Origin of the sequence: Aliiroseovarius lamellibrachiae (assembly GCF_018599245.1) — a bacterium.
GTDB classification, from domain to species: Bacteria; Pseudomonadota; Alphaproteobacteria; order Rhodobacterales; family Rhodobacteraceae; genus Aliiroseovarius; species Aliiroseovarius lamellibrachiae.
The window spans coordinates 22,436-35,094 of sequence record NZ_JAHEVJ010000005.1 but is presented as its reverse complement, the minus strand read 5'-3'; the positions used below and the strand labels follow the sequence as shown (position 1 = coordinate 35,094).

Genomic DNA, 12,659 nt, shown 5'->3' with positions numbered 1-12,659 from the left:
CCAAGTTTTCGGAGAAGACCATGGGCATGACAGGGGTTGAATTGGCGCTGATCTGGCTTGGCTGGGTGGTGGCGGGTGGGTCGCCCGGCCCGGCGACTTTGGGCATTGCGGGCACGGCAATGGCCGAAGGGCGGGGCCAAGCGCTTGCTTTCGCCATGGGGATCCTCGCGGGTGGTGCGTTTTGGGGTATTGCGGCCGGTTTTGGTATGGGCGCATTGATGCTGACCCATGTCTGGATTTTCACAACAGTCAAATACATCGGCGCGGCCTATCTTCTTTATCTTGCGATCAAATCGTTCAAATCGGCCATTTCCAAAACACCGATGGGGGAAGGTTCGGTCGCGAAAGGGACGCGCTTTGTGGCCTTTCAAAAAGGGGCGTTGATCCACTTGACCAACCCAAAGGCGATCCTGTCGTGGGGGGCTGTTTTTGCAATCCTATTGCCGCCGTTTGCGCCAGCCACACAAATAATCGGCCTGTTTGTGTTTCTTTACACGGGCGGTATATTTGTCTTTATCGGTTATGCTTTTTTGTTTTCCACCCCCAAAGTCGTGCGGACCTATCAGCGTGCGCGCCGGTGGTTTGATCTGACGTTTGGCGTGTTGTTTGGGGCGGCCAGCCTGAAAATCCTGATGTCGAAAATCGAGGTGTGATGAGATGAAAACGGGACTGTTTACCGGGATTTTGGCCGTTGCGGCACTGGCACTTACCCCTCATGCGTGGGCGCAAAGCGTGGGCGAATGCGACTGGCGTTCCTCTGCGGCCAATCTGGTTGAACCCTGGGATGAGGCCAGCAAAAGCTTTGCAAATGGCGCGGTCCGCCTTGCGCTTTTGGACCTGATCGAACCCGCCGCCGCGGCCTATCACCTGCTGCTTTTGTCACCACCTTATGGGGTGGTGGGGGATCGGCAATGTCGGAGGATCAGCCTGTCGCCGAGTTTTGGCTTTATGGGCGTTAAGCTTGAGAACATCACTGCGACCTATGATCCGGGAAAGGGGCTGACCCTTTCCCTTCCTGCCGCGCGCTATAATCCTGACAGCTCTGAGGGTGACTGGAGCCTTTTGCACATCACCGTGAACCAATCCTCCGGGGATGTCGTGGCCACATTGGAGGACGCCAAGTGATCTTAGGCATCGGCACGGATCTGGCCAACATCGAGCGGATTGAGCGTACGTTGGAACGTTTTGGGGATCGGTTTCGCAACCGGGTGTTCACAGAACGCGAGCTTGCCAAAGCGGCGCGGCGCAAGGACGAGGCCGGCACATTGGCAAAACGCTGGGCCGCCAAAGAGGCGTGTTCCAAGGCGCTTGGCACCGGGCTTTCGATGGGGATTTCATGGCGTGATATGACGGTGTCAAACCTGAAAACCGGACAGCCGGTGATGGAGGTCACAGGCTGGGCGCGGGACCGGTTGCAGGCGATGACCCCCACGGGGCATAAAGCGGTCATTCACGTCACGCTCACCGATGACCACCCTTGGGCGCAGGCATTTGTGGTGATCGAAGCCCGCCCAAAAACGGACTAATGCGCCGCAAAACTTGACTCTTCTCCCACAGCACCGCATATCGCCAACAAGCAAATTACAGGCAGGATCCTATGGCTGAGAAAAAAGAAGAAGGCATCGTCGATACCATTAAGACGATTGTTTGGGCATTGCTCATTGCGGGTGTGTTTCGCACGTTGTTTTTCCAACCGTTCTGGATCCCAACCGGGTCGATGAAAGACACGCTTTTGATCGGCGATTTCCTGTTTGTGAACAAGATGGCCTATGGCTATTCGAAATATTCCTGCCCCTTTTCTGTCTGCCCGATTTCGGGGCGCGTTTTTGCGTCGGAACCCGAGCGTGGCGACGTTGTGGTGTTCCGCCACCCAACGTTGGGCACCGATTATGTGAAGCGGTTGATCGGCTTGCCGGGTGACAAAATTCAGGTGAAAGAAGGCATTCTTTACATCAATGATGTCGCAGCCCCCCAAACGCCGGACGGGATTTTCGAAGAGATCAAAGCCCCTCAAGGCCGCTTTGCCACACAGCCTCTTTGTGCCAATCGTCCGGTTGGAAATGGCGGAACATGCCTCAAATCGCGTGCCATCGAGACCCTGCCAAACGGCGTGAAGCATTCGGTGCTGAATGTTGGAACTGGACGTCTGGACAATACCAATGTGTTTACCGTGCCTGAAGGGAACTTTTTCTTCATGGGTGACAACCGCGACAATTCCACCGACAGCCGGGTCAGCCAAAATGCGGGCGGCGTTGGCATGGTGCCGTTTGAATACCTCTTGGGACGCGCGGATCGGATTGTGTTCTCAGCCGCTGGCAAACGTCTATTTTACTTCTGGACCTGGCGTTCTGATCGTTTCTTTAAGGGGATCGAGTGAAACTGTCTGGCGATCTCAAAGCGTTTGAGGCGCGTATCGGCCACCGGTTCAAAGACCCGGAACTGCTGATCCGCGCGCTCACCCACGGGTCGATTTCTTCGGCCACCCGGCCGGACAATCAGCGGCTGGAGTTTTTGGGCGACCGGGTGTTGGGCTTGGTCATGGCTGAACGGTTGCTCGATGATGATCCCAAGGCCGCCGAGGGTGTTTTGGCGCCGCGTTATAATGCCTTGGTGCGAAAAGAAAGCTGCGCCGACGTCGCGCGTGAGGTTGGCGTTGGGGACGTTCTGAAACTTGGCCGGTCCGAGATGAAAACCGGTGGGCGCCGCAAGCAAGCCCTGTTGGGCGATGCAATGGAAGCGGTGATCGCTGCGGTCTACAGGGACGCAGGATTTGAGCCCGCCCGCGCGATGATTTTGCGCCTGTGGGGCGATCGTGTTGAGAATGTTGAACTTGATGCGCGCGACCCCAAAACATCGCTGCAAGAATGGGCGCAGGCCCGCAAACTTGCCCCGCCAAAATATGTGGAAACGGGCCGGGATGGCCCTGACCATGCACCTGAGTTCACGATTGAAGCGCGGTTGGAAAACGGCCAAACGGCCACGGCCCGTGCCACATCAAAACGCATGGCAGAACAGGCCGCGGCCAAGGCGTTGTTGGACCGTTTGGGTAATTGATCCCTGACCGGTCCGGGATTTCGAGAACACAGGAAAGCTTAGCATTCGGTGGCGTTGGGGCGATTTCGCCGAGGTCGCATGGCCTCTGGCTCTATGGCACGGAATCGGTTACATCACGCTATCAACAAAGGACAGACATCATGACACGCGCCGGTTTCGTCGCCCTCATCGGAGAGCCCAATGCGGGCAAATCGACCCTGACCAACCAAATGGTGGGGGCCAAAGTCTCGATCGTGACGCATAAGGTGCAAACCACACGCACGCGTATTCGCGGTGTGGCCATCGAAGACACATCGCAGCTGGTGTTTGTGGACACGCCAGGCCTGTTTCGGCCGCGTCGCCGGTTGGACCGTGCGATGGTCGCCGCCGCTTGGGGCGGGGCTGCGGACGCGGATATCGTCGTCTTGTTGGTCGAGGCGCACCGCGGCGTGACCGAAGGGGTTGAGCGCATCCTTGAAGGTCTGGAAAAGATGGCCGAAGGGCGCACCGTCGCACTTGGGATTAACAAGATCGACAAGGTGAAATCAGAAGCGCTGCTGGCTTTGGCCAAAGACCTGAACGAACGTTATGACTTCACCGAAACCTTCATGATTTCCGCCGAAAAAGGCCACGGCGTACCGGCGTTGCGCAGCTGGCTGGCAGAGGTCGTGCCAGAAGGTCCGTGGATGTATCCCGAAGATCAAATCGCCGACCTGCCGATGCGCATGATCGCCGCCGAAATGACCCGCGAAAAGCTGACCCTGCGCCTGCACCAAGAGCTGCCGTACCAAATGACGGTTGAGACCGAAAACTGGGAAGAGCGCAAAGATGGCTCTGCGCGCGTGGATCAGGTGATCTATGTGATGCGCGACGGCCACAAAGGCATCGTGCTTGGCAACAAGGGCGAAACCATCAAGTCGATCGGCAAGGCCGCGCGCACCGAGCTCGAAGAATTCATGGGCCGTAAGGTGCATCTGTTTTTACAGGTCAAAGTGCGCCCGAACTGGCTTGAGGAAAAAGAGCGTTACTCAGAAATGGGTCTTGATTTCAAAGACGGAAACGCGTGACGCGGCTGACCGCAGATGTTTGGGTTTCGGCCTATCTGACGCGGCTTCGGCTTGCAGGCATTCCTGTGTTCATTACCAAAAAAGGGGATGCGACCGCGGGGGCTGTGTTGGTGAAACTCAACACGCTTGATGGTCGCGCCACCGCCTATCAGCGCAGCTTTGATCTGATGACCGGGGATCGCAAGTGGGTTGTCCTCGCTGAGGGGGCCGAGCCTGATGTGGATGCGGCCTTGATGCGGCAAAAAAGCTTTGATCCTGATCTCTGGGTGATTGAGGTCGAGGACCGCGATGGGCGCCATTTGCTGGATGAACCCGGCCTGTCCGATTAATCGGCCTCCCTTCTTCCTCTTTCTATAAATATCCAATTTCCACCCTAGCCGATAGACCCGCCATCGCTATTCTACCCGCAGGAGGCCCAATGGATTGGCGAGATGAAGGCGCGTTACTCTCGGTGCGCAAGCACGGCGAAACCTCGGTGATCATCGAGGTATTTACCGCCGAACACGGTCGCCATGCAGGCGTCGTGCGCGGTGGGGTCAGTCGTAAGCTCACCCCGATTCTGCAACCCGGTGGCCAGTTGGACGTCAGCTGGCGCGCGCGGCTTGAGGAACACATCGGCAGCTTCACAGTTGAACCGATCAAAAGTCGCGCCCTTGTCCTGTCCGATCGCAGCGCTTTGGCGGGGCTCAATGCGATAACCGCGCTGCTTGGCTTTGCCCTGCCAGAACGTGAACCCCACCCGGCGCTTTATGCGCGTACGCAGTCTATGCTGGATCTGCTTGGCACCAATCCCGTGTGGCCTGTCGCCTATCTCAAATGGGAATTGGCGCTGCTTGACGAGCTGGGATTTGGCTTGGATCTGGAATGCTGCGCAGTAACGGGTCGCAAAGAAGGCTTGGCGTATGTCTCGCCCAAAACGGGCCGGGCCGTGTCTGTGGACGGCGCGGGGGAATGGGCCGACCGTTTGTTGCCGCTTCCAACCGAGCTTTTGGGCGTCGGGGCCGGGCGGCTGGAAGACGTGCTTGAGGGGCTGATCACCACCGGGCATTTCCTGACCCAAGGGGTTGCCCATGCGCTTGGAAACCGCCCCTTGCCAGAAGCGCGTGCGCGACTGATTGACCGCCTAAAGCGTGATGTGGGTACAGGGATCTGATCCCTAAGGCACAGCGCGAAACAGCATTTGGGATCCCTCTTCGTTGGACAGGATCAACGTGCCACCGGACACCTCGGACAGTGTCATTTTTTGCAGGGCTTCAAAAAACTGGGTTTCCTGAGAAATTTGTGGACAGGTCATTTTGGTCGAGGCGATCCCATCCACAGAAAACCACGGGTACGGTACGCTTTGGGTGCCTCGGAAGCCATTACAGGGACCTTTGCCCGCGATTTTTCCTTTTTGCGGAAACGTCAGTGTTGCGTTCGCGTCAAATGCTGACCCGTTTAGGCTTTCCAACACCCAAGTGGTCTCTTCGGGCGCATAGCCGGACAAGGTTTCATCTTTGCAGGCGGCAAGCAGGGCAATCAGGCTGCAGGTAAGGATAATCTGTTTCATGGCGTCACTTTATGGGATGGAAATCCGAGGGCCAGTAAGCATTTCAGATATGTTTATGATCGGCGGGTTCTCACGCATCCCGCAAGGCCAGCAAGGCCGCCAAAAGGGTGCTCATCGCGCCGGAATTGTCGGTTTGATCCGTGGCCGAAAGGGTGCCTAGGCCGATATAGGCCCCATAAATGATGCGGGTAAACTCGGGATTGGTCAGGTCCAGATCAGCAAGGATTTGACGGAGATACTCCAGCCGTTTCGCATCAACGCGGGCCACACATTTGGCAACATCGGGGTGTCCGTGGGCCCATGCGCGAATTGCAGGTTCTGCGCCATCTCCGCCGTAGTTAGCGCTGCTGTCTGTCGAGATTTCCCCCAACCGATACAACCTACGCACAGGGTCATTCTCTTGGTCCAACGTGGCCGTCACCGCGTCGACGGATTGGGCTTCCCAAAGGGCAAGCATCTTAGCGTGAAAATCTCTAACATCATGAAAATGCCAGTAAAAAGATCCCTTGGTGGTGCCGAGCATGCGCGCCAGAGGTTCGGCTTTCAGGCCATCAGGTCCGTCAGAAACCAAGGCGCGAAAGCCTGCGTAAATCCAATCTTCGGGCGTAAGGCGGGGGCGTTTTTCGGACACTGAAATCTCCATACGGAAGCGTATTGACACCTTAGGCAATTTCACTACCGTACGCAAGCGTATGGAATCAGATTGGAGATCCAGAATGAACAAATTCATGATCGCGGCCACCGTGCTGATGTTCGCGACATTCCTTGCGCATGTGCTCGGCGGTGGCCCGGAAATCCACGCGCCCATTCAAGCAAGCGATCTTTCCCCTTATTTGCGCGCCATATCTGCTGTGATCTGGCATGCGATCACCATCATCCTGTTGGTGTTTTCCGTCGCACTCGCGGGGTTGATCAAATATCCGAACCGCGCGTTAGAGCGGGTGATCATCGCCATCCAATTGGGCTTTGCATCCCTGTTCCTGTTTTACGGGATGCGCTTGTTGGGGAACGTGATCGACATGCCTCAGTGGATCGCATTTATGCTTATCCCCGCGGTGATGGTCATAGGTCGCAGGGGGAAAACCGCATGACAGTCTTGATTGTTTTGGCCCTCTTGGGGGCCGCTGCTGTGCATTTGATCTGGGCGTTGGGCCTGAACTGGCCAATCCGGGACGAGGCGCTATTGGCCAAAGCCGTGGTGGGGGCAAAAGGCATCACACGCATGCCGCCGCGATGGGCGAGTTTTCTGGTGTTCCTTGCGCTTTTGGTGGCCGTGGCGCTGGTGTCGGCGCAAGCCAATTGGATCAAAACCCCGATCCCCGATGCGGTATTGAACGTGGGGTGTTGGGGAATGATCTTGGTCTTCACGCTAAGGGGATTGGCAGGCTACCTTCCGGTGTGGCGGCGACAGATAGAGCCGAGGTTCGATCACCTGAATCTGCGCTTCTACAGCCCGCTTTGCCTGTTCATCGCGCTGGGAACGGCCATGTTATAAGAAAAGACCGCGCCAAGGGAACTTGCGCGGTCTTCAAATCTGTCGGGCTGGTTATTAACCCAGCAAACGGCGGGCAATCACCTGAGCCTGAATTTCTGCGGCCCCTTCAAAGATGTTCAGGATCCGCGCATCACACAGCACGCGGCTGATCTGATATTCCAGCGCAAACCCGTTGCCGCCGTGGATTTGCAGCGCATTGTCCGCACAGGCCCAAGCCACACGCGCGCCAAGCAGCTTTGCCATGCCGGCCTCAAGATCACATCGCTGATCGTGATCCTTTTCCCAAGCGGCAAAATAGGTCAGCTGACGGGCGATCATGATCTCGACCGCCATCATCGCGATCTTGTTGGTCACGCGCGGAAAGTTGATCAGGGCTTTGCCAAATTGCTTGCGATCCTCGGCGTATTGCATGCCCAGTTCCAGCGCGTTTTGTGCAACCCCAATGGCACGCGCGGCGGTCTGAATGCGGGCCGCCTCAAAGGTCTTCATCAGCTGTTTAAAGCCCTGATTTTCCTCGCCGCCCAGCAGGTTTTCGCCTTTGACCTTGAACCCATCAAACGCCAGTTCAAACTCTTTCATTCCGCGATACCCCAGCACTTCGATTTCGCCGCCGGTCATGCCCTCGGTTGGGAACGGATTTTCGTCATCCCCCGGTTGCTTTTCCGCGAGGAACATCGACAGGCCACGGTGATCGGTGGTGTCAGGATCGGTGCGCGCCAGCAAGGTCATCACATGGGTGCGCGCGGCGTGGGTGATCCAGGTTTTGTTGCCTGTCACCTCATAATCGCCATCGGCGTTTTTCACGGCGCGGGTGCGCAAGCTGCCCAGATCAGACCCGGTGTTGGGTTCGGTAAAGACGGCCGTCGGCAGGATTTCGGCAGAGGAGATTTTGGGCAGCCACTGTTCTTTTTGGGCGTCGGTTCCGCCCGCCAAAATCAGTTCAGCCGCAATCTCAGACCGCGTGCCCAATGAACCGACGCCGATATAGCCGCGCGACAATTCCTCGGACACGACCACCATCGAGGCTTTGGACAGGCCAAGCCCGCCAAATTCTTCGGGGATGGTCAAACCAAAGACGCCCATTTCGGCAAGCTCATCAAGGATCTCAAGCGGGATGTATTCGTCTTTCAAATGCCATTCGTGCGCATTTGGCGCCACACGTTCGTCGGCATAACGGCGGAATTGATCGCGGATCATTTCCAGCTCTTCATCAAGACCCGTGGTGCCAAAAGTGGCGTGGCCCGCGTTGTCGCGCATCAGTTCAACCAACCGGTTGCGGGCCGCCTGAGAGTTGCCATTTGCGACCAGCGTATTGATCGCCGCGGTATCCAATGCGGCCCCATCCAGCCCCATATCCGACAGGCGCGCCATTTCATTCTGGCTCATCATCATGCCGCCCTTGATCTGGGCAAGATATTCCCCAAAAGCGATTTGCAGGATGAGTGTGTTCATTTCGCCCAGCTGACCCGCCTCTTTCAGACGCGTCGCCCAAGCGTTCATCTGACGCAGGCTTTCGGTGTAGGTCGCCAGCCACGACAAGGCGTGTGCGGCGGCTTGATGCTGTTCCAGCTTGGCGCCAGAAACACGCTCGCCTTCAAGAACCAAATCCCGAACCAAGGATGTTGCGGCGTCAAATGTGGCTTCGACCGGGGCAAGTGCCTCGCTGGTCAGCTCAAGAATATTGTCGATCAGGGCGCTCATGTCACTGTCTCCTGGCTGGTGGGCGCGGATTCGGCCCGCATAAATGCTCTCCCCCCTCGGATAGCCACTTTGCAGGTGCAGCGCAATTAAAATGCGCATGCAGCGTAAATAACGAACGAATATGACGCCGCGATATGTCGCGTGCAAGGGGTGGGCATTCCCGCTATGACTTAAGCAATTTTGTTTAAGGAGGGCGCCATGGGGATCTTGGCAGAGCTAACACCGTGGGTCTTGGCAATCGCATTTGGGGTGACTTTGACCGCCGGATTTATCAAGGGGGCGGTTGGGTTTGCAATGCCACTTGTGATGATTTCGGGGCTGGCAACGGTGCTGCCCGCTGAAACCGCATTGGCGGCTTTGATCCTGCCAACGGTGCTGACAAACCTTCAACAAGCGCTGCGGCAAGGCCCGCAAGCGGCATGGGAGGCGATCTGCAAGTTTCGTATTTTTCTAACTGCTCTGACGATCTTCATTGCCCTGTCCGCACAGTTGGTACGCGTCTTGCCGCAAAACATGCTGTTTATCGCGATTGGTGTGCCGATTGTCCTGTTTTGCTTGATGCAATTACGGGGGTGGTCGCCGAAGTTATCACCAGAAAATCGTCTGCGGGATGAGGGGATCACCGGCGCGGTTGCTGGGTTTATTGGCGGCCTGTCAGGCGTCTGGGGTCCGCCGACCGTGGCCTATCTGACCGCGATCAACACACCAAAAGCGGAACAGATGCGCGTGCAGGGGGTGATCTATGGGTTCGGGGCGATGGTGTTGATTGTCGCCCACCTTAAGTCCGGCGTGTTTAACACGCAGACCGCACCTTTGTCGGTGGCAATGCTGGTGCCGGCCTTGCTTGGGATGTTTATTGGTGGAAAGTTCCATGATGCTATGCCGCAAAAAACGTTTAAGCGCGCGACATTGGTGGTTCTGACGGTTGCTGGCCTCAACTTAATTCGCAAAGGGATGATGGGCTAAGGTCCGATCACATCTGGCCACATTGCTGCGCTGCGGCGCGAAAAGATACTGGTATGACCAACGGATTTTAGGCCGAAGCGCTGCGGCGACAGCACCACATGTTCATGCGCGCAATTCGGGTGTCTGTGGGCCAGGCGGCGCGCGACATGGGGTGGAACGGCGGCATCGTCACTGACCCCAACCGTGCGCAATGCGCACCGCAGATCAGCGGTCGGAGCAGGCAGGGTTTGATCCTGAGCCTCAAACCCATGTGCGGTGCACCACCGCCTCCATTGGCGAAACACCGGTCCGGGAATGTCGCTTCCCAAACCCGAGATCTGGGCCGGTAGATACCCAAATGCGGCAACCGCCGCCGGTCCCAACCCGTACCAAAGCGCCCGGACTTTGGCCTGATAAGGCCAGGGGTGGTCTGTTGTATGTACCGGTCCTGAACACACGGCGATGATGCGGGAAATTTCGTCCGTTCGGGATTGATGGGCCAGCATGAGGCCACCCAAAGAATGCCCAATCACCCATAAGGGCGCGCCCTCAGACCGGTCGACGACCCAGTCGCGCGCGGCCTGTTGATCGTGAATGCCCCAATCCGCCATTGTCGCTGTCACATCCCGCACATGCCCGTCGGCCGAGGCACCAAACCCTCGGTAGTCATAGGTCAGGCAGCTGACCTGATGCTCGGTGGCCAACCAGTTGGCAAAGTGGCGATAAAATCTATGAGGAACGCCGGTTGCACCGTTTAAAACGGCCACGCCAACCGGGGCAATGGCGCGGTGCCAGCTGCCGGTTAGGGGCGCGGGGCCGGGGATACGAATAGGGGCGCTCATGAAAGCATTTGACCGCTGTAATGGCTGTGGGCAAAGCCTGACCAGACGTCACGCACCGCAACGTCAACGGCCCCCTCCTAACCTAATTGCTAGGTATGGATTTCCACCATAAGGTTTACCGGAATGGCGCTGTTGTCTGTTTCTGTCACACTGTTTGCATCTGACGGGGACGAAGAGATGATCAAACGCGCCAAGGGGAGTACCCCAAGAAAACACGCAACACCGGGGGAATTGGATGCCCCTGCCGACACCGCCGAAACGCGCGATCGCGTGATTTCGCTGCTTTACGATGTGGCCTTGGACCCCGCCCGATTTGATGCGCTGTTGCATGGGTGGGAGGACGCCATGGCCCCGCGTCGTCATCGTGGCGACGACTTTGAGGATTTGGTCGAGGATGCGGCGCTGACCGCGCATTTTGACCGCGCAAACGAAGTGCTGGACAAGGTTGAAACCAGCCCCGTGAATGCGCCGCCCCGATTGCCCGCCGCCTATGAAAATGCCGCCGCCTTTATGGTCGACCGCCACATGCGGATCGTCGCGGCCAGCCCCCGTGCGCGCGCGTTAAAAGATGTGGCGCAGGCCGGGTCTTTGGCCGATCTTGGGTTGGAGCATGACGACCTGTGTGCGCTGGCGGATGCGGTCGCCCGCAGCATCGATGTCCCCGGATTGCATGAGACAGTGTTGCGCCTGCGTCAGGCTGAACGCGAACAAGGGGTGGTGTTGCACCTTCGGTCTTATGGCGATGCGACAGGTGCACAATTTGCGATTGTCATGGCGTCGTTTCTTGCCTGGCCAGAAGGGTTTGACGCTTTGCTGTCGTCGACGTTTGGTCTGACCGGTGCCGAAGTGGATGTGACGCATCAACTGGTCGATGCGGCCAGCCCACGCGAAATTGCGGAACGGCGCGGCCGGTCGGTCGACACGGTGCGCGCGCAAATCAAGGCAATCCTCGCCAAAACCGAAGCCCACACCCAGGTCGAATTGGTGCGCCTTGTCCTGTCTATGATGGATATGTCGCACCTGTCGGATCGGCAAAACACGCCGGGTCCCTATGTGCTCAGCGAAGGGCGGGGGGAGCTGCAACCGCTGCCCTATCACACGATCTACAGCGCCGATGGTCGGCGGCTGGATTACCTGTGTTTTGGCGACCCGAAAGGCGCCCCGCTGTTGTATTTTCATTTGGATTACGGGCTTGCCCGCTGGCCGGCGGCGGCCGAAGCCTGGGCAATGCAGAATGGGTTGCGGGTGATTGTCCCGATCCGTGCGGGCTATGGTGGCACCGATCCCGTTCCGGCGGACAAGAGCTTTGCCACCGTTTCAGTGGCTGACATTCGTGCCGTTCTTGAGGCGGAAGAGATCACACAATGCGCGGCGATGAGCGTCGGATCCGATGTCTTTTATGCCTGTCATTTGGAACATTCATTTCCCGGAGTTTTGACTGGGATTTTTGCGACCGGCGGCGCGCTTCCGACCACGCGCCCCGAGCAATATGAACGGATGCACAAACACTATCGTTTCATCCTTGCCTGCGCGCGCAACACCCCGCGGTTCCTGCCGTTTATGGTCAAAGCTGGCTTTCATCTGGCGCGCCGTTTGGGCAAGCGGGCGTACCTGAACGCGGTGTTTGCCGACAGCGCTGGCGATGTGGCGACCTTTGCTGATCCAATGGTGTATGAGGCCTTGGTGATGGGGTCAGAAATTGCCCTGTCGGATGACCATTCCGCCCATGATGCCTTTAGCCGCCAGGTGATTATGCAAGAGGCCGAGGATTGGGCTTGGGTTGTGCGCGCGATGGAGGGCGGGCCAAAGATGGTCTTTTTCAATGGTCAGGATGACCCGCAAATCCCCCCCGCCACACTTGCTGAATTCCAGGTGGATTACCCGTTTATCGACTTTCGCGTCGACCCCACGGGTGGCCAGCTGATTTTCTTCAGGGACTGGGCGAAAATCTTACCAGAAATTGCTTCTCATGTGAAAGAAAACGCGCGCCTTACCCCATCTGGGGTATGACCCGCTTTGACCCATTG

Annotated in this window: 16 protein-coding genes; 12 read left to right on the top strand and 4 right to left on the bottom strand. The window is 57.6% G+C overall.

All coding sequences use genetic code 11. From position 1 onward, the window contains the following. Positions 1 to 20: 20 nt before the first annotated feature. The 8 genes from KKW20_RS09755 (at position 21) to recO (ending at position 5,253) form a co-directional block, all read left to right on the top strand. Entirely contained in the window at positions 21 to 653 is a 633-nt protein-coding gene (locus KKW20_RS09755; RefSeq protein WP_246534541.1) for a LysE family translocator, read from the top strand. Positions 654 to 657: 4 nt separating this feature from the next. Next, entirely contained in the window at positions 658 to 1,125 is a 468-nt protein-coding gene (locus KKW20_RS09750; protein WP_214567698.1) for a hypothetical protein, read from the top strand. After that, a complete protein-coding gene (acpS, locus tag KKW20_RS09745) occupies positions 1,122 to 1,526 on the top strand; it encodes a holo-ACP synthase (RefSeq protein ID WP_214567697.1) in 405 nt (134 codons plus the stop codon). Before KKW20_RS09750 ends, acpS begins: the two co-directional genes overlap by 4 nt. 71 nt (positions 1,527 to 1,597) lie before the next feature. Next, the gene (gene lepB / locus KKW20_RS09740; protein WP_214567696.1) at positions 1,598 to 2,377 is read left to right on the top strand and encodes a signal peptidase I; all 780 of its coding nucleotides are present in this window, start codon (positions 1,598 to 1,600) and stop codon (positions 2,375 to 2,377) included. After that, positions 2,374 to 3,054, top strand: coding sequence for a ribonuclease III (gene rnc, locus KKW20_RS09735; RefSeq protein ID WP_214567695.1), 681 nt, complete (start codon positions 2,374 to 2,376; stop codon positions 3,052 to 3,054). The genes lepB and rnc overlap by 4 nt, the downstream gene beginning before the upstream one ends. 137 nt (positions 3,055 to 3,191) lie before the next feature. Beyond that, complete coding sequence (gene era, locus KKW20_RS09730; RefSeq protein WP_214567948.1) at positions 3,192 to 4,100, top strand: GTPase Era; 909 nt, start codon at positions 3,192 to 3,194, stop codon at positions 4,098 to 4,100. After that, complete coding sequence (locus tag KKW20_RS09725; RefSeq protein ID WP_214567694.1) at positions 4,097 to 4,429, top strand: DUF1491 family protein; 333 nt, start codon at positions 4,097 to 4,099, stop codon at positions 4,427 to 4,429. The genes era and KKW20_RS09725 overlap by 4 nt, the downstream gene beginning before the upstream one ends. An 89-nt stretch (positions 4,430 to 4,518) precedes the next feature. Continuing rightward, positions 4,519 to 5,253 (top strand): DNA repair protein RecO, encoded by a 735-nt coding sequence (recO, locus tag KKW20_RS09720; protein ID WP_214567693.1) that lies wholly within the window; start codon positions 4,519 to 4,521, stop codon positions 5,251 to 5,253. A gap of 3 nt (positions 5,254 to 5,256) precedes the next feature. Here recO and KKW20_RS09715 read toward each other — a convergent pair whose 3' ends face one another. Together KKW20_RS09715 and KKW20_RS09710 are read right to left on the bottom strand one after the other, a co-directional pair. Next, positions 5,257 to 5,649 carry an META domain-containing protein gene (locus KKW20_RS09715; protein ID WP_214567692.1) on the bottom strand — a complete coding sequence of 131 codons (393 nt, stop codon included), beginning with the start codon at positions 5,647 to 5,649 and terminating at the stop codon, positions 5,257 to 5,259. A gap of 70 nt (positions 5,650 to 5,719) precedes the next feature. Further along, complete coding sequence (locus KKW20_RS09710; RefSeq protein WP_214567691.1) at positions 5,720 to 6,280, bottom strand: TetR/AcrR family transcriptional regulator; 561 nt, start codon at positions 6,278 to 6,280, stop codon at positions 5,720 to 5,722. 85 nt (positions 6,281 to 6,365) lie between these two features. On the opposite strand from KKW20_RS09710, the gene KKW20_RS09705 reads away from it, so the two are divergent. Beyond that, entirely contained in the window at positions 6,366 to 6,740 is a 375-nt protein-coding gene (locus KKW20_RS09705; protein ID WP_214567690.1) for a hypothetical protein, read from the top strand. Then, positions 6,737 to 7,144, top strand: a complete 408-nt coding sequence (locus tag KKW20_RS09700; protein ID WP_214567689.1) for a DUF3995 domain-containing protein — start codon at positions 6,737 to 6,739, stop codon at positions 7,142 to 7,144. The genes KKW20_RS09705 and KKW20_RS09700 overlap by 4 nt, the downstream gene beginning before the upstream one ends. A 54-nt stretch (positions 7,145 to 7,198) precedes the next feature. Here KKW20_RS09700 and KKW20_RS09695 read toward each other — a convergent pair whose 3' ends face one another. Next, positions 7,199 to 8,845 (bottom strand): acyl-CoA dehydrogenase family protein, encoded by a 1,647-nt coding sequence (locus KKW20_RS09695; RefSeq protein WP_214567688.1) that lies wholly within the window; start codon positions 8,843 to 8,845, stop codon positions 7,199 to 7,201. A 198-nt stretch (positions 8,846 to 9,043) separates the two neighbouring features. Between KKW20_RS09695 and KKW20_RS09690 the strand changes: the two genes are divergently transcribed. Then, positions 9,044 to 9,811 carry a sulfite exporter TauE/SafE family protein gene (locus tag KKW20_RS09690; RefSeq protein WP_214567687.1) on the top strand — a complete coding sequence of 256 codons (768 nt, stop codon included), beginning with the start codon at positions 9,044 to 9,046 and terminating at the stop codon, positions 9,809 to 9,811. Here the strand turns inward: KKW20_RS09690 and KKW20_RS09685 are convergent. Continuing rightward, positions 9,808 to 10,632, bottom strand: coding sequence for an alpha/beta hydrolase family protein (locus KKW20_RS09685; protein ID WP_214567686.1), 825 nt, complete (start codon positions 10,630 to 10,632; stop codon positions 9,808 to 9,810). The genes KKW20_RS09690 and KKW20_RS09685 overlap by 4 nt on opposite strands. 123 nt (positions 10,633 to 10,755) lie before the next feature. On the opposite strand from KKW20_RS09685, the gene KKW20_RS09680 reads away from it, so the two are divergent. Then, positions 10,756 to 12,642: a bifunctional helix-turn-helix transcriptional regulator/alpha/beta hydrolase gene (locus tag KKW20_RS09680; RefSeq protein ID WP_214567685.1), complete on the top strand. Its 1,887-nt coding sequence runs from the start codon at positions 10,756 to 10,758 to the stop codon at positions 12,640 to 12,642. Positions 12,643 to 12,659: the final 17 nt, after the last annotated feature.

Bases quoted from the DNA above. Each gene is read 5' to 3' on its own strand.
- KKW20_RS09755 (WP_246534541.1), top strand. From the start codon at position 21: ATGGGCATGACAGGGGTTGAATTGGCGCTGATCTGGCTTGGCTGGGTG.
- KKW20_RS09750 (WP_214567698.1), top strand. From the start codon at position 658: ATGAAAACGGGACTGTTTACCGGGATTTTGGCCGTTGCGGCACTGGCA.
- lepB (WP_214567696.1), top strand. From the start codon at position 1,598: ATGGCTGAGAAAAAAGAAGAAGGCATCGTCGATACCATTAAGACGATT.
- recO (WP_214567693.1), top strand. From the start codon at position 4,519: ATGGATTGGCGAGATGAAGGCGCGTTACTCTCGGTGCGCAAGCACGGC.
- KKW20_RS09715 (WP_214567692.1), bottom strand. From the start codon at position 5,649: ATGAAACAGATTATCCTTACCTGCAGCCTGATTGCCCTGCTTGCCGCC.
- KKW20_RS09705 (WP_214567690.1), top strand. From the start codon at position 6,366: ATGAACAAATTCATGATCGCGGCCACCGTGCTGATGTTCGCGACATTC.
- KKW20_RS09700 (WP_214567689.1), top strand. From the start codon at position 6,737: ATGACAGTCTTGATTGTTTTGGCCCTCTTGGGGGCCGCTGCTGTGCAT.
- KKW20_RS09695 (WP_214567688.1), bottom strand. From the start codon at position 8,845: ATGAGCGCCCTGATCGACAATATTCTTGAGCTGACCAGCGAGGCACTT.
- KKW20_RS09690 (WP_214567687.1), top strand. From the start codon at position 9,044: ATGGGGATCTTGGCAGAGCTAACACCGTGGGTCTTGGCAATCGCATTT.
- KKW20_RS09685 (WP_214567686.1), bottom strand. From the start codon at position 10,632: ATGAGCGCCCCTATTCGTATCCCCGGCCCCGCGCCCCTAACCGGCAGC.
- KKW20_RS09680 (WP_214567685.1), top strand. From the start codon at position 10,756: ATGGCGCTGTTGTCTGTTTCTGTCACACTGTTTGCATCTGACGGGGAC.